The organism is Ureibacillus yapensis (genome assembly GCF_003515775.1).
Taxonomy (GTDB): Bacteria; Bacillota; Bacilli; order Bacillales_A; family Planococcaceae; genus Ureibacillus; species Ureibacillus yapensis.
Genome location: NZ_QWEI01000003.1, coordinates 180,163 through 201,552, shown reverse-complemented (window position 1 = coordinate 201,552; position 21,390 = coordinate 180,163). Strand labels below are relative to the sequence as shown.

The 21,390-nt window shown below is 39.7% G+C and carries 20 protein-coding genes and 1 riboswitch; of the genes, 14 read left to right on the top strand and 6 right to left on the bottom strand.

Features of this window, described 5'->3' with window-relative positions; all coding sequences use genetic code 11:
• Window positions 1–119: 119 nt before the first annotated feature.
• Window positions 120–303, top strand: a riboswitch (Lysine riboswitch).
• A gap of 103 nt (window positions 304–406) precedes the next feature.
• The 5 genes from D1B33_RS08515 to D1B33_RS08495 all read left to right on the top strand — a co-directional run bounded on the left by D1B33_RS08515 (window position 407) and on the right by D1B33_RS08495 (window position 4,346).
• Window positions 407–1,258 carry a transporter substrate-binding domain-containing protein gene (locus tag D1B33_RS08515; RefSeq protein ID WP_118875949.1) on the top strand — a complete coding sequence of 284 codons (852 nt, stop codon included), beginning with the start codon at window positions 407–409 and terminating at the stop codon, window positions 1,256–1,258.
• An 85-nt stretch (window positions 1,259–1,343) separates the two neighbouring features.
• Complete coding sequence (locus D1B33_RS08510; protein ID WP_118875948.1) at window positions 1,344–2,075, top strand: amino acid ABC transporter permease; 732 nt, start codon at window positions 1,344–1,346, stop codon at window positions 2,073–2,075.
• 20 nt (window positions 2,076–2,095) lie between these two features.
• Window positions 2,096–2,833, top strand: a complete 738-nt coding sequence (locus tag D1B33_RS08505; protein ID WP_118875947.1) for an amino acid ABC transporter ATP-binding protein — start codon at window positions 2,096–2,098, stop codon at window positions 2,831–2,833.
• Between the two features lie 118 nt (window positions 2,834–2,951).
• Window positions 2,952–3,857, top strand: coding sequence for a TIGR01777 family oxidoreductase (locus D1B33_RS08500; protein ID WP_118875946.1), 906 nt, complete (start codon window positions 2,952–2,954; stop codon window positions 3,855–3,857).
• A gap of 291 nt (window positions 3,858–4,148) precedes the next feature.
• Window positions 4,149–4,346: a DUF6501 family protein gene (locus D1B33_RS08495; protein ID WP_118875945.1), complete on the top strand. Its 198-nt coding sequence runs from the start codon at window positions 4,149–4,151 to the stop codon at window positions 4,344–4,346.
• Window positions 4,347–4,387: 41 nt separating this feature from the next.
• Here D1B33_RS08495 and D1B33_RS08490 read toward each other — a convergent pair whose 3' ends face one another.
• A complete protein-coding gene (locus D1B33_RS08490) occupies window positions 4,388–5,500 on the bottom strand; it encodes a toxic anion resistance protein (RefSeq protein WP_118875944.1) in 1,113 nt (370 codons plus the stop codon).
• Window positions 5,500–6,144, bottom strand: a complete 645-nt coding sequence (locus D1B33_RS08485; protein WP_118875943.1) for a 5-bromo-4-chloroindolyl phosphate hydrolysis family protein — start codon at window positions 6,142–6,144, stop codon at window positions 5,500–5,502. Before D1B33_RS08485 ends, D1B33_RS08490 begins: the two co-directional genes overlap by 1 nt.
• A 41-nt stretch (window positions 6,145–6,185) precedes the next feature.
• On the opposite strand from D1B33_RS08485, the gene D1B33_RS18825 reads away from it, so the two are divergent.
• Together D1B33_RS18825 and D1B33_RS08475 are read left to right on the top strand one after the other, a co-directional pair.
• On the top strand, window positions 6,186–6,671 hold the full coding sequence (locus D1B33_RS18825) for a DUF1033 family protein (protein WP_325049436.1): 486 nt from the start codon (window positions 6,186–6,188) through the stop codon (window positions 6,669–6,671).
• Window positions 6,672–6,917: 246 nt separating this feature from the next.
• Window positions 6,918–7,118: a cold-shock protein gene (locus D1B33_RS08475; protein ID WP_036179813.1), complete on the top strand. Its 201-nt coding sequence runs from the start codon at window positions 6,918–6,920 to the stop codon at window positions 7,116–7,118.
• 164 nt (window positions 7,119–7,282) lie between these two features.
• On the opposite strand, the gene D1B33_RS08470 is transcribed toward D1B33_RS08475, so the two are convergent.
• Window positions 7,283–7,969: a hypothetical protein gene (locus D1B33_RS08470; RefSeq protein ID WP_118875942.1), complete on the bottom strand. Its 687-nt coding sequence runs from the start codon at window positions 7,967–7,969 to the stop codon at window positions 7,283–7,285.
• A 147-nt stretch (window positions 7,970–8,116) separates the two neighbouring features.
• Window positions 8,117–9,721 (bottom strand): ABC-F family ATP-binding cassette domain-containing protein, encoded by a 1,605-nt coding sequence (locus D1B33_RS08465; protein WP_118875941.1) that lies wholly within the window; start codon window positions 9,719–9,721, stop codon window positions 8,117–8,119.
• 533 nt (window positions 9,722–10,254) lie between these two features.
• On the opposite strand from D1B33_RS08465, the gene D1B33_RS08460 reads away from it, so the two are divergent.
• The 5 genes from D1B33_RS08460 to recQ all read left to right on the top strand — a co-directional run bounded on the left by D1B33_RS08460 (window position 10,255) and on the right by recQ (window position 17,021).
• A complete protein-coding gene (locus tag D1B33_RS08460) occupies window positions 10,255–10,491 on the top strand; it encodes a hypothetical protein (RefSeq protein ID WP_118875940.1) in 237 nt (78 codons plus the stop codon).
• A gap of 523 nt (window positions 10,492–11,014) precedes the next feature.
• Complete coding sequence (locus D1B33_RS08455) at window positions 11,015–12,307, top strand: phenylacetate--CoA ligase family protein (protein ID WP_118875939.1); 1,293 nt, start codon at window positions 11,015–11,017, stop codon at window positions 12,305–12,307.
• Between the two features lie 19 nt (window positions 12,308–12,326).
• Window positions 12,327–13,541, top strand: coding sequence for an FAD-dependent monooxygenase (locus tag D1B33_RS08450; RefSeq protein ID WP_118875938.1), 1,215 nt, complete (start codon window positions 12,327–12,329; stop codon window positions 13,539–13,541).
• 67 nt (window positions 13,542–13,608) lie between these two features.
• Window positions 13,609–15,057, top strand: a complete 1,449-nt coding sequence (locus D1B33_RS08445; RefSeq protein ID WP_118875937.1) for an MFS transporter — start codon at window positions 13,609–13,611, stop codon at window positions 15,055–15,057.
• 209 nt (window positions 15,058–15,266) lie between these two features.
• Window positions 15,267–17,021, top strand: a complete 1,755-nt coding sequence (gene recQ / locus D1B33_RS08440) for a DNA helicase RecQ (RefSeq protein WP_118875936.1) — start codon at window positions 15,267–15,269, stop codon at window positions 17,019–17,021.
• A 101-nt stretch (window positions 17,022–17,122) separates the two neighbouring features.
• Here recQ and msrA read toward each other — a convergent pair whose 3' ends face one another.
• Window positions 17,123–17,638: a peptide-methionine (S)-S-oxide reductase MsrA gene (msrA, locus tag D1B33_RS08435; RefSeq protein WP_118875935.1), complete on the bottom strand. Its 516-nt coding sequence runs from the start codon at window positions 17,636–17,638 to the stop codon at window positions 17,123–17,125.
• 183 nt (window positions 17,639–17,821) lie between these two features.
• On the opposite strand from msrA, the gene D1B33_RS08430 reads away from it, so the two are divergent.
• A complete protein-coding gene (locus D1B33_RS08430) occupies window positions 17,822–18,775 on the top strand; it encodes an LCP family protein (protein ID WP_118875934.1) in 954 nt (317 codons plus the stop codon).
• Window positions 18,776–18,847: 72 nt separating this feature from the next.
• Window positions 18,848–20,074, top strand: coding sequence for an AI-2E family transporter (locus D1B33_RS08425; protein WP_118875933.1), 1,227 nt, complete (start codon window positions 18,848–18,850; stop codon window positions 20,072–20,074).
• Window positions 20,075–20,132: 58 nt separating this feature from the next.
• On the opposite strand, the gene D1B33_RS08420 is transcribed toward D1B33_RS08425, so the two are convergent.
• Window positions 20,133–21,299, bottom strand: coding sequence for an aminotransferase class I/II-fold pyridoxal phosphate-dependent enzyme (locus D1B33_RS08420; protein WP_118875932.1), 1,167 nt, complete (start codon window positions 21,297–21,299; stop codon window positions 20,133–20,135).
• Window positions 21,300–21,390: the final 91 nt, after the last annotated feature.

The window sequence follows — 21,390 nt, the reverse complement described above, 5'->3', positions numbered from 1 at the left end:
TAGAAATATGTGTTTTTTCTTCTTTCCTTTTATTCTATTTTCAAATAATTGAACGTTGACATCCACCTATTCATATAGTAGTATGTGAATAGTAATTTAATATTAAAAACCTCACGCGACTGTGAGGTAGAGGCGCGATATTTATTAGTTTTCATGGAGTTTAGAGCGAAACAATGATATGAAAAATGAGGAAATGTCGCCGAAGTGTGTAGTAGGCTCTCTATTGCATGCTGGGTCTGCAGTGAAAAATTGCAGGACTGTCTCAGATGGAGTCCCAGCCATCTGAGGGGTGCTATCTCAACCGGGAACGTAAGAGGATTTGGGCTATAATGGCGACCTAAGTTCATCTTAGGTCGTTTTTTTAGTACAAAAAAAGAATCTTCATTTATATAAAGGAGAGAGAAAAATGGCAAAAAAATTAAGTTTCCTAATGACTGCACTATTTGCAATGCTACTGCTTGCAGCTTGTGGCAGCTCTGAAGAAGGTACATCAGGTTCTACTTCTGATTCAAAAGCAAAAGAAAGTGACGTTTTTAAAATAGGGCTGGAGGCTGGATACCCGCCATTTAACTGGACTCAAAAAGATGATGCTAATGGCGCCGTGAAAATCGAAGGCTCTAACGAATATGCTGGCGGTTACGATGTTGAGATCGCAAAACGCGTAGCGGATAGCTTGGGAAAAGAATTGGTGATCGTGAAAACGGAATGGGACGGTTTAGTACCGGCGCTGCAAACCGGAGTAATTGATGCGATTATTGCAGGGATGAGCCCAACTGATGAACGTAAACAAGTAATTGATTTTACAGATAACTATTATACAAGTGAATTTGTAATTGTTACAAAATCAGGTGGAGATTATGCAAATGCAAAATCCCTTGCTGATTTCTCAGGTGCAAAAATTACTTCTCAAATCAATACAACGAACTATGCGGTTATCGACCAAATTCCTGATGTTCAAAAACAAACGGCAATGAAAAGTTTCTCGCATATGCGCGTTGCACTTGAGTCTGGTGTGATCGATGGCTATGTTGCTGAAAGACCTGAAGCAATTTCTGCATCTTCGGCTAATGAAAACTTTACTTATGTGGAATTGGAAGATGGTTTTGAAGTAGATGAAGCGGATGTATCTGTAGCAATCGGCCTGGTTAAAGGTGACGAAAACCTAGAAAAAATCAATGAAACATTGAATGCAATTACTGAAGAAGAACGCCAACAAATTATGGATCAAGCAGTTGCAAACCAACCTGCAGCCCAATAAGTGATGGTACTGGTCACATCAATCCGTGGCCAGTTTCTCTTTTTCATGAGTCTCTTTGTTTTGCAAAATATTTAGGAGGATTTTTATGAGTTTAGACATTATACTCTCAATACTTGAAGAGAATTGGCGAAGTTTTTTAAACGGTGCTTACATGACGCTGTTAATAGCAATAATTAGTACAATTATTGGTGCTCTTATCGGATTATTTATCGGAATCATGCATACTATTCCTGTTCGAAAGAAATCGATTAAATCTGTTATTTTAAAAGTGTTTAATTTTATTTTAACAGTGTATGTAGAAATCTTCCGTGGCACACCAATGATTGTACAGGCAATGGTTGTATTCTATGGACTGGCTGCATATGGAGTTCAATTGGATCGATTTATCGCAGCTATTATTGTGGTCGGATTAAATACAGGTGCGTATATGGCAGAATATGTTCGGGGCGGAATTGTTTCAATTGACAAAGGCCAATATGAAGCAGCGGAAGCAATCGGTATGGGGCACTTCCAAACAATGACTTCCGTTATTTTACCGCAAGTTTTCCGTAATATTTTACCTGCTACCGGAAACCAGTTAATTATGAACATTAAGGATTCTGCCGTTTTAAGCGTTATTAGTGTAACCGAATTATTCTTCACATCAACGTCAATTGCCGGGGCAAACTTCCGATTTGCGGAAACGTTTTTCATAACGTGTATCTTCTATTTAATCATGACATTTGTGGCATCCCGTATTTTACGTATGATCGAGAAAAAGATGGATGGCCAAAATGCTTATAGCGTAGAATCAAAAAGAGAAGAACCGATAGTTTAAGCGCGAAAGGAAAGAGAATGATGGAAAAAGTAATTGAAATTAAACATTTAAATAAATCATTTGGCAGCCATGAAGTGCTTCGCGATGTGAATTTCTCCGTCAATAAAGGGGAAGTGGTTTGCTTGATCGGTTCCTCAGGTTCCGGGAAATCTACTTTACTGCGTTGCATCAACCTTCTGGAGACGCCAAGTGGGGGCGAGATTATCTATAAAGGTGAAAATATTTTGGATGACCAGCATGATATCAAAAAATACCGTACCCATTTAGGTATGGTCTTCCAACAATTTAACCTGTTCAACAATCACAATGTGTTGAAAAACTGTACGGTTGGCCAACAAAAAGTTTTAAAACGTTCAAAAGAAGAAGCGGCAGCTAATGCACTGAAATATCTGAAAACGGTCGGAATGGATCAATATGTAAATGCAAAACCGCGACAACTATCCGGAGGCCAAAAACAGCGTGTCGCGATTGCCCGCGCTTTGGCCATGGATCCGGAAGTGATGTTGTTTGATGAACCAACATCCGCGCTCGACCCTGAGATGGTTGGGGAAGTACTAAAAGTAATGCGCAACCTTGCCGATGGAGGTCATACGATGTTAATCGTTACGCATGAAATGGAATTCGCCCGCGAAGTTTCGGATCGGGTGGTATTCATGGATAAAGGCGTTATCGTGGAAGAAGGCTCTCCGGAGCAAGTACTCGTAAACCCGAAACACGAAAGAACAAAAGAATTCTTGAAACGAACAATCAAACAATAACCGAAAAGATAAATTCCCTCGACATAGAAAAGGGAATTTATCTTTTTTTATTCGTCTATATTATAATGGAACAAGATGGTTTGTTTAGTAGAAATGAAAACAAGGCAGGTGAATTCAATTGAAAATTGTGATTGCCGGTGGTTCTGGATTTATAGGGGAGAAATGCATGGAGTTTTTCATTCAAAATGGTCATGAAGTAATTATTTTAACAAGAAACGCCAAGAAGCATCGTTCAGAAAAAGTTGCTGCCGTGGAATGGCTAAATGAGGGGGCGAAGCCTGAACAGGAATTGGAAGGGGCCGATGTATTTATTAATTTGGCGGGTGTTTCCCTGAATGCGGGTCGATGGTCAACTCATCACAAGCAGCAAATATACAATAGCCGAATTGCCGCTACAAATGAGCTATTAAGAATCATCTCGGTTTTGAGCAAAAAACCTGCTGTCCTTATTAACGCAAGTGCGGTAGGGATTTATACGGTATCTTTGACTGAAAGATATACGGAAAAATCAGCTGTGGTGCCAAATGACTTTTTGGGGAAGACAGTTCAGGATTGGGAAAACGCATCCAAAAGAGTAAAGCAGTATAGTGTACGGACAGTTTTTATGCGATTTGGAGTGGTGCTTGGAAAAGAAGGAAGCGCACTAACACAAATGGCCATGCCATATAAATTCTTTGCCGGGGGTACAGTGGGATCGGGAGAACAATGGATTTCCTGGGTTCATGTAAAGGATGTTGTCCGAGCAATCGATTTTGCAATACACAACAATCGAGTACAGGGTCCCGTAAACGTTACAGCGCCCAACCCAACGAAAATGAAGGCATTCGGTAAAACGATTGGATTGGTTTTAAAGCGTCCCCATTGGTTGCCGGTTCCATCGCTTGCATTAAAAATTGCGTTAGGCGAAAAGAGTAAACTAGTGCTTCAAGGGCAATATGTACAGCCAAAAGTTTTGGAGGAAGAAGGCTTTAAATTTCAATTTCCGACCCTGGAAGGGGCATTAAAAGATTTGCTGCCGTTATAAAATACGGGATTCTAGTATTTATCATTTAATTCCAATATTCGTGGTTAACTGCGGGAGTTCCATTCCGCAATAATAATAAAAACAATCGCAAAGATGATGGCGATGATAAAAAACCAAGTAGGCACACCACCAAAACCGCCTATGTGCATGACAATCACCTCTCTTTAAGCGTAACATTTTTCATGATCAATCACAATTATTCCTGTGTTTATTCCACAATTGAGTGGAAATAAGGTAGAATAAAGATTAAAATAAGTATCATACAGTGAATGATTAAAGCGAGGTTAAATGATGTTAAATTTAAAATGGAAAAACGCCGAAACAATACGTAAAGTAAAGTGTATAAATACAGATGCAAAGAAATATTTAGTATCCAATGTCCTGACAGTGGGGCAAGAATATGAAGTGAAAAATGAAACGGAAGAATTCATTTTTGTTATCGATAATACAGGCAATGTGGGTGGCTACTACAAAGAATATTTTGAATAAAGCAATCGAAAGCGCAGATGTTTTAAAAACACCTGCGCTTTTCATTTTCTGTCTATATCCATTATCTTTGATTCCACTAATGCTTGCTGTTCATTGCTGATTGCTTGTACGCGCAGTGTTTCTTCTATGGAATCTATGAGTTTCAGCTGCGTTTGTTTAAATTCATCGATTTCAGAGTGGGAAATGTTTTGTTTTTTAACATCGTTTGCTGTTGCTTCAATCATTTTGGCATTTTTGCCAATCATTTGTTGAGATGTTTCCATTAATCGTCGAGAAGCATGATTTGCTCTTCTTTGGTTGTTCATATTGACAAGCATCGAGATTTGCGTTTGCCACAGCGGAATCGTCGTCATGACCGAACTTTGAATTTTATCCACCAGCATTCTGTTGGTTTCCTGGATCATACGAATTTGCGCTGCGGTTTGAATGGCGATTTCACGGGAGATTTGAAGGTCATATAAACGTTTATCCAGCCATTCGATTGAGTTTTTTAAGTCATTTAACCGTTGCTGATCCATGGGATTGCTTGAATCCACAAATTCCTGTTTTAATTTTGGCAGTTGATGATTATATAAATCCTTTTTCTTCATCTCTCCGGCCGCAATATAGATCGTTAAGTTATGGTAATAGTCTTCATTTAGCTGATATAAGTCATTCAGCATCCTCATATCCGCAAGCAATCCTTTTTGAGAGTGCTGCAATTGAATGCTGAGGCGGTCAATTTGTTTACTGATGCGATTGTATTGCGATACCATTTCCTGTATCGACGATTTTGAGCGATGAAATAGTTTTTGGAAAAAATTCGTTTCTTTTTCAATCAGATCATCGGGATTAATTTTATCAAGATGTTCCACCAGCTTATGTAGAATTTCCCGGATCGGGGAAGTGTCGTTCCGCTGAACTTGCACAAGCATATTATGTGTAAAGCTTTTTAGCTCCTGTTGAATGCCCTGACCAAATTGCAGCACACTTTCATAACGGGAAACATCCAGTTCGCTTGCAAGCAGCAAGGCACGAGGCTGCTCTTCGTCATTCAGGGAATGGAAGTTTGGCGTAGCAAAGGTATGTTCATTTAGATCAATCGGATTTAAAAAAGAGCCCTCAAAATTTGAAAACTCTTCAAATGGTTGATTTGGGCTCGTTTTTTTATTCATTACTTTCCACCTCTAAATTCAATTTGCTGGCGTTTTTTATCGTTTTCAAGTTTGACAAAATCCAGTTCCATCCGCAAATTTTCCAAGTCGGACGAGAGCGCGGACTTTAAATCTTCTTCCATCGTGCCATGTAACCCTTTTAAAGCTTTGCGCGTATCTTCGAGAGCCAGATGAATCTCTGTATCCTTGACCTGGCTTTGTGACAAGGTTGTATAGTTTTTTGTTAATTCCACCGCGGATGGCAAGTGTGAATAGAAGAAATCTTCCACCGAATAAAATTTATGCGGATCCCGGTGAACGATGCCAACGATTCTTTTTGACAACTTCAGCATTTCATTCAACAATTTAAAAGAGCGAACCGAGCGTACTCGAATAAATTGTTGTGATAGTGACTGTATATGATTTTTGGCAAGCTTGATTTGGGCTTCAATATGTCTATATTCAGAGCGTGTTAATCCAAGCTCTTTTGTTTTCTTCTTTTTCTGGATCGCCTTTATAGTAACATTACTAATGAAATAAACTCCGATGGCTATGGGCACGAACAAAAAGCCAAGATCAAAATTTAAACCGGATATTACTAAGAGTGTAAAAGTCGCTAGAAAGTTGAGTGCATGTCGTGTAAATAAATTTGCAGCCCCGAGCATATTCGTACCTCCTTTTTTCTATTAATAGTATTACGTATTGGATGGTCGAAAAGTTTCAAAATGTACTTATCCTTATTATAAAATACATTTTGTTTCTAGTACAAAGTTTTGATTCTAATACATACCTAGTATTTGCAATGATTATTCTTTTATTTAATGAGCGATGGAGCGGGGCAAGTCAACTGATTAGACATAGCATAGAGTTTTCCATTAGAATACATATTAATGGAAAGGCAGGTACGTCAAAAGTGTACAAAATAATTTATATGAAAGCGGAATATGAACCATGGTGGAAATTTGATGGTTGGGAAGAACAGATTGTTTTTACAAAGGAATTTCTCTCTGAAAAGGAATTTCAACAGTGCCTGGCGCATACTTTGGCTGAATTTCGCAAACAATATAAGTATGAATCAAAAAAAAATAACTATTTTGCGTTTTGGAAGGACGAAGAAAGGGTATATTGTGAAGCATGTGAGGATGATATCCAAGTATATCATGGAATCATTTGTGAAGGGTTGAAAGAGTAGCTCCAATGATTTTATACAATTTACTGAAATAAATGAAAATTGGAAAAAAAGTTGGATAAATCGTTTGACAAATTGTCATAAGATGGTATACTAAAGACAACAATAAAAGTTCAAGACCGGGTACAAATGATTCACATATTACAAAGAGTGATCGGTGTAATGTCGGTACTCTTCGTAATATGTGAATTTTTATTTCGGTAAAAAGCGCATATTGTTAATATTTATATTTTTTGGAGGTTTTCTTAAATGAAACAAGGTACAGTAAAATGGTTTAACTCAGAAAAAGGTTTTGGTTTCATCGAAGTAGAAGGCGAAAACGATGTATTCGTACACTTCTCTGCTATTCAAGGTGAAGGATTCAAAACACTTGACGAAGGTCAAAAAGTGGAATTCGAGGTTGTTGATGGAAACCGCGGACCACAAGCTGCTAATGTTGTAAAACTTTAATTTTGACTAACTAAACATTCGTTTTTTCGAGGCATCCCAAGATGGGGATGTCTCTTTTTTATATCAGAAAAGAGGGGACGTGTGTTTGAGACAGCCCCCTGTAAAGAGAAATGGCGGCATTCAATAGGAGCCATGCAATATTTAGAAAAATGGGGAATCTCTAACTATGGAAGTTCAATGTTTTCCAATGTGGAGGTAACAACCACTTCTTCTGTTTGTTCAACGGCCATGATCGATTCGGTCTTAATCAAACCAACATCGGGGGCAAAATATTTTCGATTCGTAAAATCATCCCCTGACTCTTCAATGACAAATACGTTCTCGAATGTTTTGTAGGGTGTTTCAAGTGTCAAATTGGTTTCGGTAATTGTCCAATTGCCAAAGATTGTACCAACCTCCAGAGGTCCCGCTAAAGATGTTTCCATCGGAGAGAATTCATCGAGGGCAGCTGGATTTGGATAAGATGCCTCTTCATGCGTTTCATCAATCATTTCATCTGAAACCAAGTCAATGCGATCTTCCAGCACTCGGTATATTTTCATCACGGTTGCACCTGAATAAACCACGGTTGCAACATACTCATCTGATAACCAGATTGTTTTTTCCTTGTAACTAGCGAATTCATTTCCCTCGCCAAGAAAGTAGGCAATAGATTGATCAGGTTTAAAATATCTTTTAAAATCAACAGCCTCAGTTTCATCGCTGTTTGCTTGCTTTTTATTATCGGCGATTTCTGTGTCGCCGCTAATAGAAGAATCCTTAGTTTCTTGAGTTTCTCCTGCTTTCTCATCTTGGCTGCTGCAGCCAACTAAAAGCAAAATGGTACATAAAATCAATAAAAGCTGTTTCAATTCGAAAACCTCCTCAATTAAGAACTTATTTGTATTCTATAGATAATTCTTTTATAAAAGCAATATAATTGTCGTAATAATGTTATGTAAACTAAAGTGGCGACGAAAAAAATCCCCTAACAGAACCTTTGTTAGGGGGGGCTGGAATTATTTAACTCCTTGAGCGTCTTTCCACTCCAGGAATTCATCGTAAGTTAGTTGTTTATCCAAAATAGAACCGTCTTCTTGAATTTCAATTACGCGGTTTGCAATTGTTTGGATAAATTGATGGTCATGTGATGTGAAGAGCATGGCACCTTTGAAACGAATTAATCCTTCGTTCAGTGCTTGAATGGATTCCAAGTCCAAGTGGTTAGTTGGTTCATCCAATAATAACACGTTTGAATTTGAAAGCATCATTTTCGATAACATACAACGTACTTTTTCTCCTCCTGAAAGCACAGAAGGGGATTTTTTCACTTCTTCTCCGGAGAATAGCATACGTCCTAAGAAGCCGCGCAGGAAGCTTTCTGTTTCATCTTCAGGAGAGTATTGACGAAGCCATTCTACCAATGACTTTTCAGAGCCAGTGAAATATTTATCATGGTCATTTTCGAAATAGCTTTGAGACGTTGTTACGCCCCATTTAAACGTACCACTGTCAGCTTCTTTTTGATCCATCAGAATATCCATCAAAGCCGTTTTCGCAAGCGGGCTGCCAAGCAGAACGATTTTATCTTCCTTGTTCATCATAAAGCGGATATCTTTGAACAGAACTTCACCTTCGTGGGAAGCTGTTAAACCATCAACCGTCAAAACGTCATTTCCAATTTCGCGTCCAATTTGGAAGTTGATGAAAGGATATTTGCGGCTTGAAGGTTTAATATCTTCAAGTTCAATTTTATCCAGCATTTTTTTACGGGAAGTAGCTTGGCTCGATTTCGAAGCGTTGGCAGAGAAACGCGCAACGAAAGCTTGCAGTTCTTTGATTTTTTCTTCTTTTTTCTTATTTTGATCTTGCGCCATTTTCAATGCAAGTTGCGAAGACTCATACCAAAAATCATAGTTCCCAACATAAATCTGGATTTTGGAGAAATCCAGATCCGCTATATGCGTACAAACTTTGTTTAAAAAGTGGCGGTCATGGGATACAACAATTACTGTGTTTTCGAAGTTGATCAAAAATTCTTCCAGCCATTTGATTGCTTTTAAATCCAAGTGGTTGGTAGGCTCATCGAGTAATAGTACATCCGGCTTGCCGAATAAAGCTTGAGCAAGCAATACCTTGACTTTATCCGAACCTTCCAGATCGGCCATTTTCATGTAGTGAAGCTCGTCGCCAATACCCAATCCGTTAAGCAACGTAGCCGCTTCCGAATCTGCTTCCCAACCGTTCAAGTCAGCAAATTCACCTTCCAATTCCGCAGCACGCATACCGTCTTCATCTGTAAAATCTTCTTTCATATAAATTGCATCTTTTTCCGATTTTACTTCCCAAAGACGTTTGTTACCCATTACAACCGTATCTAGCACGTTGAATTCATCGTATTCGAAGTGATTTTGTTTCAATACGGATAAACGTTCATCCTTACCCATGGAAACATGGCCTTCCTGCGGTTCGATTTCACCCGAAAGGATTTTCAGGAAAGTGGATTTTCCTGCGCCGTTCGCTCCAATCAGCCCGTAACAGTTGCCAGGCGTGAATTTAATATTTACGTCTTCAAATAGTTTGCGATCGCCATAACGAAGACCTACATTGCTAACTTGAATCATGTGTTGCCTCCCTCATCTAAAAAGAATGGATATTATGCGGTTTATCAATGTTTAAATCTATATACGCAATGCTTTTCATTATAACACATTATGCAATTTAAATTAAATAATTTATAGCGTTTGTAAAGAAGGAACAAAATAGGTAAGTAAATGTTGAGGATGTTCTCTAATTATCATCCTAATAATGAATAAAGAGGGAGTAACAATTATTTCATGCTAGGTAAAGTAATTACGATTCAAGACTTGCTGAAGTGAAACTTAGCATTAATTACTGCGGCATTTTTATTACATAGTAGAAAGATTATTAGACACATAGGCATATATAGTGGAGAAAGGTTGGTTTCAACATTTATCTTACAAAGGGAATGCATTTCTTTTGTCGAATTTAATCGATGCCAGGAGTGTTTAATTAAATTATGTCTCTATAATTCGACAATCTTCTGTAACTATAAGTTAACAAGATTGTCAAATTTATTCCAAAGGTAAAATAAGTCTTTTTGTCGAATTTAGTAGATAGAAGGAAGGTGAAAGAAATGGAAAAACCAATTTTCGGAGAGACGACATGTTATGTATGTGGTCAGAATATTAATTATGTGGGCGAATTAGGTTCCACTAAAATGATTAAAACAGATTCAGTCATTGCTGAATCAGTAGTAGCGACTGGTAACGTTCCAGCTACAAATGGTGTAATGGTAGAATTGGAAATAGTCGTTAAATGTCCTAAGTGTGAAAGTAAAAACAAAACAACGGATTCAATACCAAGTGTATAAAATATAGGGCACTCTCAATTGAGGGTGCTTTACTTATGCCTTCCAGAATAATTGATGGAGGGCATTTTTAATATATATATTTTCAAATAGTTTGTGATCTACGTAACGAAGACCTGCATTACTAACTCAAATCATTTACGTTCCTCCTCTGAATCTTTACTTAAACAAAATGTTTCTATTACAGCACGGAAGATTCAAGCAAAAATAAGAATCAATATGTAAATAGCTGCACTGACATGCTTTTTAATCATTTACACATATTTCCATAATGTTGAGGTGGTTTTTTTCATATCGTATGTCATTTGAACTTTAAAACAGGACTTGTAATAGTACAGGACTTTTTTATTTCAAAACTAAGAAAACTCGTAAAGAAAAAAGTATATTTATCTAAAAAAGTTGCCAGAAATTCCACATAGCGGAATTAAAGCCTTTTCAAAAATTGATTTTGACCTTAACATGTTCCCTATATTGATAATTAACAATTTTCTAAATATAGAAAATTCGATTTATGAGGAGGGCTACTATGACAGTTCATCAAGTTTATGAAACAGAAGTAGGGTTAAGACAATATCAATTTCAACGTTTAAATGAGCTTTTGGTATTTATCTCCAATTTCAATGAATTTTATAAAGAGAAGCTGGATGGAGTTCATTTGCCTATTAAGGATTTTGAAGATTTAAGCCGTCTTCCTTTTACAACGAAGAAGGAGCTTGCACAAGATCAAATCGACTATGCGCCGCTGGGCAGAAATCATTCCTATCCCCAAGATAGCTATATCCGCTATCATCAAACTTCCGGGACAACAGGCAGGCCGCTGAAAGTACTGGATACACAAGTAAGCTGGGATTGGTGGGCGAATTGCTGGAAAGAAGTATTAAAAAGTTCCGGTGTTACAAAAGCTGATAGCTGTTACCTGGCTTTCTCATTCGGACCTTTCATCGGTTTCTGGGCTGCCCATGAAGGAATCCGGAAATTAGGGGCACTTGCGATACCGGGAGGCTCAATGTCATCTGAAGAACGCCTGAAAAGCATGATTGGCAATAACGCAACGGTTCTTTTATGTACGCCAAGCTATGCACTGCATTTAGCTGAAGTAGCAGAGAAGCTTGGGCTGGATATTAAAAACTCGGCAATCCGTACCATTATTACTGCTGGAGAGCCTGGGGGATCTGTACCATCAACCCGTGCCCAGATCGAAAATTTCTGGGGCGCAAAACTTTTCGATCATATCGGCATGACGGAGATGGGGGCATACGGCTACTCATGTCAAGAACAAAAAGGCATACATGTGAATGAAAGCGAATTCATAATGGAAGTGATCAATCCGGAGACGCTTCAGCATGTAAAACCTGGCGAACAAGGCGAATTGGTGCTTACAAACTTGGGGCGCTTTGGTTATCCGATGATTCGCTATCGCACAGGGGATGCGGTCATCTACCAAACAGAACAATGCGCTTGCGGCAATCACTATCAATTCCTGCCTGGAGGCATTGTGGGCAGAACCGATGACATGGTCGTCATTCGAGGCGTGAATATTTATCCTTCGTCAATAGAGGCCATTGTCCGCGAATTTAGTGCCATTAAGGAATTCCGTATTATCTATTATATCGAACAAGAGATGCACCAGATTAAATTGCAAATTGAAGGACCGCAAGAAATTGTTCCATCTCTCTCGAATTTATTGCGTGAGCGGATTGGGTTACGGATAGAAGTAGAGCATGTGGAAGAAAATACGCTCCCTCGTTTTGAAATGAAAGCAAAACGTGTGCTTGATTTACGAAATGACAATCCAGAAAGATGTTTAGTAGAAAAATAACATAATAGGGGGTTTAAAAATGGCAAATGAAAGAGAAGTACTAGTAATTGGTGCGGGTCCGGTTGGAATGACTGCAGCACTTGCCTTGCAGAGCAAAGGCATCAAGGCAACGATTTTGGAAGCGGAAAAGGAAGGGCGTGAACGTGCGGGAAGCCGTGCGATTTATATTCACAAAGCAACCCTTCAATTACTGGAAGGCATTTCGCCGGGGCTGGGAATGGAATTAGCCAATATTGGGGTCGTCTGGCCGGTTAAACGATCCTTATATAAAGGAGACGAAGTATATAAACGAGTATATGAGCCGCCAAAGCCAAATACATTGCCAGCCTTTTCAAGTTTGCATCAACACGAAATTGAGAAAGCGATGTATCGACGCTGCCTGGAAGCAGGAGTTGAATTTGTTTGGGGAGAACCTGTAACAAACGTATCAACAAATGAAGAAGGAGCAACGGTAGAAACAGAGAATGGTTCTTGGTTTGCAAAGTATGTTATTGGGGCGGATGGAGCACGTTCCGTTGTTCGTCAATCAGTCGGCATTAACTTTGAAGGTCCACGTAAATCCGATGCGTTTATCGTAGTGGATGTAGAAGAAGACCGGGAAAACCCACTGCCTATTGAACGAGTATTCCATTACCAACATCCGGATGCAGGGGGACGCAATGTCATGCATGTACCGTTCGCAGGAGGATGGCGAATTGATCTTCAGTTATTTGATGAGGATGATCGCAATTGGTATGGCTCCGAAGAAGGCGTTCGCGAGTGGCTGCCGAAAGTGATGGATCCGAAATATGCAGATCGAATCACATGGATCTCGACGTATACCTTCTACCAAGTTGTAGCCGACAAATATACCGATGAAAATAATCGGGTCATTCTAGCCGGTGAAGCAGCACACCTATTTGCTCCATTTGGGGCACGCGGCCTAAATTCGGGGGTACCGGATGCAACGGTGGCGGTTGATGGAATTGCAAAAGCACTCAAGGTAGAGTCAGATCCGGAACAAAGACGCGCAGCTATTCAAGCAGCTGCGGATGAACGTCTATCGGCAGGATTATGGAACCGCGAATGTTCCAATTTGGCTCTTGAACATATTCAAGGCACAAATGAAGAGATTAGACTAAAACGTGAAATGGCAGCATTCCTGGCGCCCCATATTCCTGCGCTAGGGAAGTGGCTGGATGAAGGTCCATTCGGTCCACGTTCTGGTCCGCCTAAACTATCGACAAAATATTGATAATTCAGTGAAAGGAAGGAACGGGATGGCCTTCCTTTCATGATTCGTTCCAAAGGGGGTATGATGTATGAATACAGCAACAGAAGCAGAACAGCCGTATAAACGAATTTGGGGAATGTTATTTGTAGGTTGGGTTTTTGCCTATTTTGACCGGACAATTACAGGACCGGTCGTTTCCTGGATGATCGCAAATGACGTAGCATTTTTGGCAGATTCATCAAACCCTTATGCGCTTGGTGGTTTATTGGGAAGTTTATTTTTTGCAGGTTACATGCTGACTCAGTTCCCGGGGGGATACTTCGGCGATAAATACGGGCATCGCAACATGGTAATCTTGAGTTTATTATGGGCCGGCATTACGACAGTTATGACCGGTCTGTTTGAAGGATTGCTTGTATTCATTGCCCTGCGTGTATTAACAGGGCTTGGTGAAGGGGCGTTTTACTCCAATGACCGGTCGTTGATTGCCCAAGTAACGCCGCCCAAAAAGCTGGGTCTCGGAATGGGAATTGTAATGGGTGGACTATCGGTAGGTTTGACACTTGGATTAGTAGGAACCGTTTATTTAATCGAATGGGCAGTTCCGATTATGGGAAATAATGCATGGAAATCGCCATTTCTATTATTGGGTGCGAGTACCATAATCGTGGCGATTGTTATGTCAAGAGTGATTCCTAAATCTGCCGATGCAAAAGCGAAACCGGATGGATTTAAAAATTCCGTCAAAGGTTTAGGGAGCTACTCGATCATCTTTCTAATAATCATTATGGGCGTTTATATCATAACGGATGCTCTCGGTCTGTCCGAGGGGTTAATCGCCGCCATCTTTACAGTGTTCTCGATAGGCTTTGTTTTTTATATTTACAAAACGAAGAAGGAAGTACGGCCGGTACTAAAAAACCGCAATTTATTTTTGCTTTATCTATCGGCTATTCCTATCATGTGGCACTTATGGTTCTATAGTTTCTGGTCCGTTTCAATCGTCCAGGATTTCGGGGGCGGTACATTATTGACCGCTGCCCTGGTAGCATCATTTAATGCAATTGCAGGATTGATCGGCTTCCCATTAGGCGGCTATATTTCCGATAAAGTTGCATCGATCGAAAATGGACGACGGAATATTTTATTTATTTTAACCGTTGCTTTCGCAGCATCTGTATTCATTTTCGCCTTTTATTTAATGAGCGGTGCTTCTAGTTTAGCGGTTATGTCCACGATTTTGTTCATATCGGGTACGCTGTTCTTTGCCGTACAATCCATTCAACATGCGTTTATATCGGATTTGGCACCAGCAGAGCATCGCGGTTCCGCGTTTGGTTTATGGAACTTGATCGCTGAATTCGGTGCATTGCTGTCCCCGGTCATTTCAGGTGTCTTGCGAGATCGAACAGAAAGCTGGAGTGCGCCATTATTATTGGATGGTGCGCTAATTGCTGCAAGCTGTATTTGCATTATTTTAATTTCAACAAGAGCCCGCAAAAGGGTGAAGGCTTCAGAGCCAGTGACAGCACAGTAGAAATCAAGAACAATCCGATCCTGCTAATTTCAAGGAGGTGTCTCTATTTTTGGGACATCTCTTTTTATATTTTATGACGGCTGATTGTTTACTAAAATCCTTTTCAAAAACCTGATTTTTTATATTTGGCGCTTTCCAAGGGCTACAATGTTGTTTCTGTTTGTTTCATAGTATAATATCATGGAACTTGAATTAATAAAGGGGGGTACATATTGCTTTTGGCACAGCAAATACTAAAACAATACTTTGGATATCAAAGTTTCCGCATTGGCCAACAACAAGTCATCGACAACGTGCTTAACGGAAAAGACACCTTATGCGTGATGCCCACCGGTGGAGGAAAATCCTTATGCTACCAGGTGCCGGCATTATGCATGGAAGGAACAACACTTGTCATCTCGCCTCTCATTTCCCTAATGAAAGATCAGGTAGATTTGCTTCATTCCAATGGGATCTCGGCTGCTTATATCAATAGTTCTTTAACATATAGTGAAATAAATCAAACGATGCTCGATGTGAAAAATGGAACAATTAAACTGCTGTATATTGCACCGGAGCGTCTGGAACATAATGAGTTTCGAGCTGAACTGTCGCAATTGAATATTCCGTTAGTGGCAATCGATGAAGCTCATTGTATTAGCCAATGGGGACATGACTTCCGACCAAGCTACCGAAAAGTTTCCTCGCTATTGTCGCTTTGGGCAAAAAAGCCGACTGTCATTGCGTTAACCGCAACTGCTACACCGACCGTTAGCCAGGATATTTGTTCGTTATTACATATTAACTCGAATGATTCCTTTATCACCGGTTTTTCTAGGGATAATCTTTCATTCAAGGTGCTGATTGGGGAAAATCGGGATCAATATATAAAAAAATATGTTCAAAGCAATCTAAATGAGGTTGGCATCATCTATGCAACAACAAGAAAATCCGTTGAAGCCGTTTACGAGCTGTTGCTAAAGAACGGCGTTGGAGTTGCCAAATATCATGGTGGAATGGGAGAAGAAGAGAGAACACGGGAACAAAACAGATTCTTGCAGGATGAAGTGCAAGTCATGGTTGCAACGAATGCTTTTGGTATGGGCATTAACAAAACCAATGTACGTTTTGTCCTTCACTACCAGATGCCCCGCAATATGGAAAGTTATTATCAAGAAGCCGGCAGGGCAGGAAGGGATGGACTGCCGAGTGAATGTATTCTTCTGTATAGCTCTTCGGATGAACAAACACAGCGTTTTTTGATCGATCAAGCACAAGACCGCTCCCGTATTCCTCTTGAACTGGAAAAACTCCAAAGAATGGTTGACTACTGCCATACGGAAAATTGCCTGCAATCCTACATCATCGAATATTTCGGCGAAACAAATACAACGGAATGCGGACAATGCAGCAATTGTATCGATGAACGTCCAAAAATGGATGTGACGGAAGATGCACAAAAGGTTCTCTCCTGTGTTGTCCGTATGGGGCAAAAATTCGGCAAAACCATAACCGCACAAGTGTTGGCTGGTTCGCGCAATAAGAAAATGGAAAGCTTCCGGCAGTTATCGACTTTTGGCATATTAAAAGCAATGAGTGCCAAAGACATTGCAAATTTCATCGAGTTTTTAATTTCCGAGAGAGTTCTGTTGGTACAGCCAGGCCAATTTCCAACCATCTACGTTTCTGATGAAGGAAAAGATGTACTGATGGGGAAAAGAAAAGTATGGCGCCGTACGAAAGTTGAAATAACTACAATCAGGAATGATGATCCGTTATTTGAACACTTGCGCGCAATTCGAAAAGAAATTGCCACTAGAGAAGGGGTCCCCCCATTTGTTGTCTTTTCGGATAAATCTTTGAAAGATATGTGCGAGAAAAAACCGACAGATGAACAATTGTTCCTGGAGGTAAGCGGAGTAGGACAAAATAAACTTGAACGCTATGGCAAGGAATTTATAGCAGCAATCAAGGAGTTTGTATAACAAAAGCAGAAAATAGCCTATTTGCCTAAACTAAAACAGAAGCCGACAAAATCCTTTTTGACTTTGTCGGCTTTTGTTAAATTTCCTTATTGCCCGTGAAATTATTTCCAATGAGCCTCAATAAATTTATCTCGTCCTGAAGCAGCGCGGTCCTCCAGATAGTGCTTTTGCTCTTTTTTATAATAATCTTGATTATAGTCCTCCGCTGGGTAAAAGGTTTGCGCTTTTCTGATTTCGGTGACAATGGGCTTTTTAAAGCGGCCACAATCCGCTAAATCTTGTTTTGACTTTTCGGCAAGTTTTTGCTGCTCATCAGAGTGAACAAATATTGCGGTTTTATACGATTCACCGCGATCATGAAATTGACCGCCGTCATCTGTGGGATCGATTTGCATCCAAAAAATTTCCAAAAGCTTTTCATACGGAAAAACTTTAGAATCAAATTCAATTTGTACAACTTCCAAATGTCCTGTATTTCCTTCTTTTACTTTCTCATATGTTGGGTTTTCGAGCGTGCCGCCCATATAACCAGATGTTACCTTATGTATACCGTCCCATTCCACAAATGGCTTGACCATGCACCAAAAACAGCCGCCTGCAAATGTTGCTTTTTCCATTGTCAATTCCTCCGATGTTTGAAATAAGTAGTATTTTACCATCATTAGGAGAGAGAAACAAATTATTGGACAATCTGCATTTAATTAAGCTTCTTGGCTTATGGCGTAGTATAATAATGGAAATTGAACCTTTTCAATATATGAAACGTCTCGTATTTGAACTTTTTGAAGGGGAGAAAGATTATGGAAGAAAATAGAAAGCATCAAACTCGTTCAACTCGTCGCAAAAAAAGAAAGCTGCGAAAGGGACGGCTTTTTTTTACACTGCTTGTGCTTTTCGTAATGATAGCGGGCATCTACTCGATTGTTCAATATCGGAGCGGACTGAAGCAGGCCGAACAGGGCAAATTGCCGCAACAGGAATTTGTTGCAGACGAAGCCCACGATACAATTAAAAACTATTTAATTATTGGGGTTGATAGCAGAGGTGAAGAAAATTCCCGTTCCGATACGATGATGGTTTTATCGTGGAACCAGGACAAGAATGATTTAAAGCTAGTTTCTTTTATGCGGGATATTTATGCAGATATTCCAGGATACCAATCGTATAAATTAAATACCGCATATTATCTTGGAGGCGTTCAACTGTTAAAAGATACATTAAATAATATGTTCGATATACCGATCCACCATTACGCTCTGGTCGATTTCAAAAGCTTTGAGTCCCTCATTGACATTTTGGCGCCAAATGGGATTGAAATGGAAGTTGAAAAAGACATGTCGGCCAATATCGATGTGACATTAACAAAAGGCGTTCACAAATTAAATGGCAAAGAACTTCTTGGTTATGCAAGATTCCGTCACGATGAGGAAGGGGATTTTGGAAGAGTCCAGCGTCAACAGAAGGTAATTGATGCATTAAAAAATGAAATATTAAATCCCATGAATTTTATCAATTTACCTAAATTTATCGGCGCGGCACAAGGATATATAACGACCGACCTAACAACGGGAGAAGAGTTGAAAACAGTTTTATCGCTTGCAGTGGGCGGACAAGTTGAAATTGAAAAGATGGCTATTCCGGTAGAGGGAAGCTATAGCTATCAATCCTATCCACATGCAGGGGAAGTCATCGAAATTGATGTCGAGTACAATAAACAGCAATTGCACAACTTTTTAGATCTGAACGGGGAGTAAATTTTATCTAAAAAACCGCTGTCATGGTAAAATAAAAAGTGTATAAATTTCATAGGTTGTCGGGGTGGTTTTTTGGAAAGGGAAAAAGAATATAAGGAACAATTGCCAAAAGAAAGAATTCCATTTTTTCAAACGCGTTTTATCCGATTTCTCGGTGGCAAGAACCTGATCTTTTTATTTGCATCTTTGTTGCTGCTAGGATGCATTATTTTTGTATTTGATAAAGTATCTTTCATTTTTTATCCACTACAGGTATTATTTGAAGTCGTCATTTTGCCGGGTGTCTTGGCGGTAATCGGTTATTACCTTTTGCGGCCGTTTGTTCGTCTGGCGGATAAAAGCGGCAAAGGAAGAGTTCCCCGCGGCATTGTCATCTTAATTTTATATGTGATTGTTGCAGCACTTCTTACACTGCTTGTACTGCTCGTCTATCCATTTTTGCGCGATCAATTTACAAATTTGGTTCAGGAATTTCCTATTTATTTTATGGCATTAATTGAATCAACGGTAACTTACCTGAATAATTCAGGGTTTAATGAACTGTTTGCCAAGTTGAACTTCAATTATGACGAATTTTTAACGAATGTTACGAATGACCTTGTTTCCACCATAAAAGATACATTCGCGAATATTGCTTCCAGTGTTGCCACAGGCATTACAGGTTTTGTATCGACACTAACCGGTATCTTGCTGTCGCTTGTGACCGTTCCTTTCATTCTATTTTATTTGCTTTATGAAGGCGAAAAACTGCCAAGATTCATTCTGCGCATTTTCCCGCCTCGTGCGCGCAACGAAGTAGGCCAAGTAATGAAGGAAATGGATAAGCAAGTGAGTTCTTACATACTGGGACAGATTTTGGTATCCATCTGTATCGGCGTAATGATGACAATTGGATTTTTAATCATTGGACTGGACTATGCGTTTTTGTTGGGTATGCTGGCTATGATTACAAGTGTTGTACCTTATTTGGGACCAGCGATTGCGATTACACCGGCCCTGGTCATTGCCATCGTAACGTCTCCATTTATGCTGGTTAAATTAATTATCGTTTGGACAGTTGTTCAATTGATAGAAGGAAAATTTATAACGCCGAATATAATGGGAAAAACGTTGTCAATTCATCCCATCACGATTATCTTTGCTTTGCTGACATTTGGTTCGCTCTTTGGGGTAGCCGGCGTCATATTGGGAATACCGGGTTATGCGCTGTTAAAAGTATTAGTCAGCCATTTATTCGAATCAGTGAAGAAACGGTATAATCGATTCGAAACAGATTCAGAAAATAAATATGAAATATAGTTTTAAGACATGCAAAAGGAGACTCCTCAGATTGAGAAGTCTCCTTTTTTTAAAACGGTTAAACCGCCATTGTTTTCAAGCGTTTTACGGCTTCCTGCAGCCGTTCATTTTCCTGTACGAGTGCAAGTCGAACAAAACCTTCACCATTGCTGCCGAATGCCGTTCCAGGCACCATGAGAACGCCTGTTTCTTCGATTGCCTTAAAGGTGAAAGAAATACTATCGAGCGGATAGGGGTATTTTGTCCAGACAAACATGCCGCCATTGGACGGTGCAACTTCCCATCCGATTTCTTGAAGACCTTTCATCAAGATAGAATGTCGGCTGGCAAATGTCTTTCTTAAATCAGCTGTAATTTCTTCAGCATGATTCAAGGCAACGGCAGCAGTGGATTGAATTGGATCAAAAATACCAAAGTCCAGATTCGATTTTAATCTTTTCATGATGTCAACCATTTTAGGATTGCCGACAATATAGGCAACACGCGCTCCGGCAAGACTGAAACTTTTTGAAAGCGAGTTAATTTCGACCCCAACTTCCTTGGCACCTGGTGCCGCTAAAAAACTAATTGGCGAATTCCCTGTAAAGTAGAACTCGGAGTATGCTGCATCATGAACCACAAGAATGTTGTAGGTTTTGGCAAACTTGATGACTTTTGTGAAATATTCAATGGAAGGGGACATAGGTACCGGATTTCCGGGCATATTTAAAATCAACAGTTTTGCTTTATGTGCAATATGTTCGGGAATCGCGTCTAAATCCGGCAAAAAACCGTTCGTTTCATCAAGCGGTATGTAATAAGGCGTTGCACCGGCAAGACTGATGCCTGCAGCGTAGGCTACATATCCTGGGTTGGTTGTTAATACAATATCCCCTGGATTGCAAAAGGCAATTGGCAAATGAACCAGACCTTCCTGTGACCCAATTGTTTGCAGCACCTCTGTATCAGGATCAACTTCCACATGGTTCACACGCTGATAATAACTGGAGACAGCTTCATTGAACTCTTTGGAGCCAGTTAATGTATAGCCGTAAGATGTAGCTCGCTTGCTCAGGTCGGACATGGATTGGAGCAACATGGGATGAGGCGGAAGATCGGGACTGCCTAAACTTAAATCAATTAAATCCAGCCCTTTTTGTTCTTCCTGTTCTTTCGCAAATTTTTTTAAATGACCAAAAATAGCGGGTTCAAATAATGACATTTTCTTTGATGGTACAACTTCCAAGGGAAACACTCCTTAAAAAAATATAAGATTTATTTTAACATAGTCGGATTGAATAGAGAGGAAATCTATTAAAAAACTTAAAGAAGATTGG

Excerpts from the sequence above, each read along its gene's own strand:
- D1B33_RS08515 (WP_118875949.1), top strand. The coding sequence starts at position 407 with ATGGCAAAAAAATTAAGTTTCCTAATGACTGCACTATTTGCAATGCTA.
- D1B33_RS08510 (WP_118875948.1), top strand. The coding sequence starts at position 1,344 with ATGAGTTTAGACATTATACTCTCAATACTTGAAGAGAATTGGCGAAGT.
- D1B33_RS08505 (WP_118875947.1), top strand. The coding sequence starts at position 2,096 with ATGGAAAAAGTAATTGAAATTAAACATTTAAATAAATCATTTGGCAGC.
- D1B33_RS08495 (WP_118875945.1), top strand. The coding sequence starts at position 4,149 with ATGTTAAATTTAAAATGGAAAAACGCCGAAACAATACGTAAAGTAAAG.
- D1B33_RS08490 (WP_118875944.1), bottom strand. The coding sequence starts at position 5,500 with ATGAATAAAAAAACGAGCCCAAATCAACCATTTGAAGAGTTTTCAAAT.
- D1B33_RS08485 (WP_118875943.1), bottom strand. The coding sequence starts at position 6,144 with ATGCTCGGGGCTGCAAATTTATTTACACGACATGCACTCAACTTTCTA.
- D1B33_RS18825 (WP_325049436.1), top strand. The coding sequence starts at position 6,186 with ATGGTCGAAAAGTTTCAAAATGTACTTATCCTTATTATAAAATACATT.
- D1B33_RS08475 (WP_036179813.1), top strand. The coding sequence starts at position 6,918 with ATGAAACAAGGTACAGTAAAATGGTTTAACTCAGAAAAAGGTTTTGGT.
- D1B33_RS08465 (WP_118875941.1), bottom strand. The coding sequence starts at position 9,721 with ATGATTCAAGTTAGCAATGTAGGTCTTCGTTATGGCGATCGCAAACTA.
- D1B33_RS08460 (WP_118875940.1), top strand. The coding sequence starts at position 10,255 with ATGGAAAAACCAATTTTCGGAGAGACGACATGTTATGTATGTGGTCAG.
- D1B33_RS08455 (WP_118875939.1), top strand. The coding sequence starts at position 11,015 with ATGACAGTTCATCAAGTTTATGAAACAGAAGTAGGGTTAAGACAATAT.
- D1B33_RS08450 (WP_118875938.1), top strand. The coding sequence starts at position 12,327 with ATGGCAAATGAAAGAGAAGTACTAGTAATTGGTGCGGGTCCGGTTGGA.
- D1B33_RS08445 (WP_118875937.1), top strand. The coding sequence starts at position 13,609 with ATGAATACAGCAACAGAAGCAGAACAGCCGTATAAACGAATTTGGGGA.
- msrA (WP_118875935.1), bottom strand. The coding sequence starts at position 17,638 with ATGGAAAAAGCAACATTTGCAGGCGGCTGTTTTTGGTGCATGGTCAAG.
- D1B33_RS08430 (WP_118875934.1), top strand. The coding sequence starts at position 17,822 with ATGGAAGAAAATAGAAAGCATCAAACTCGTTCAACTCGTCGCAAAAAA.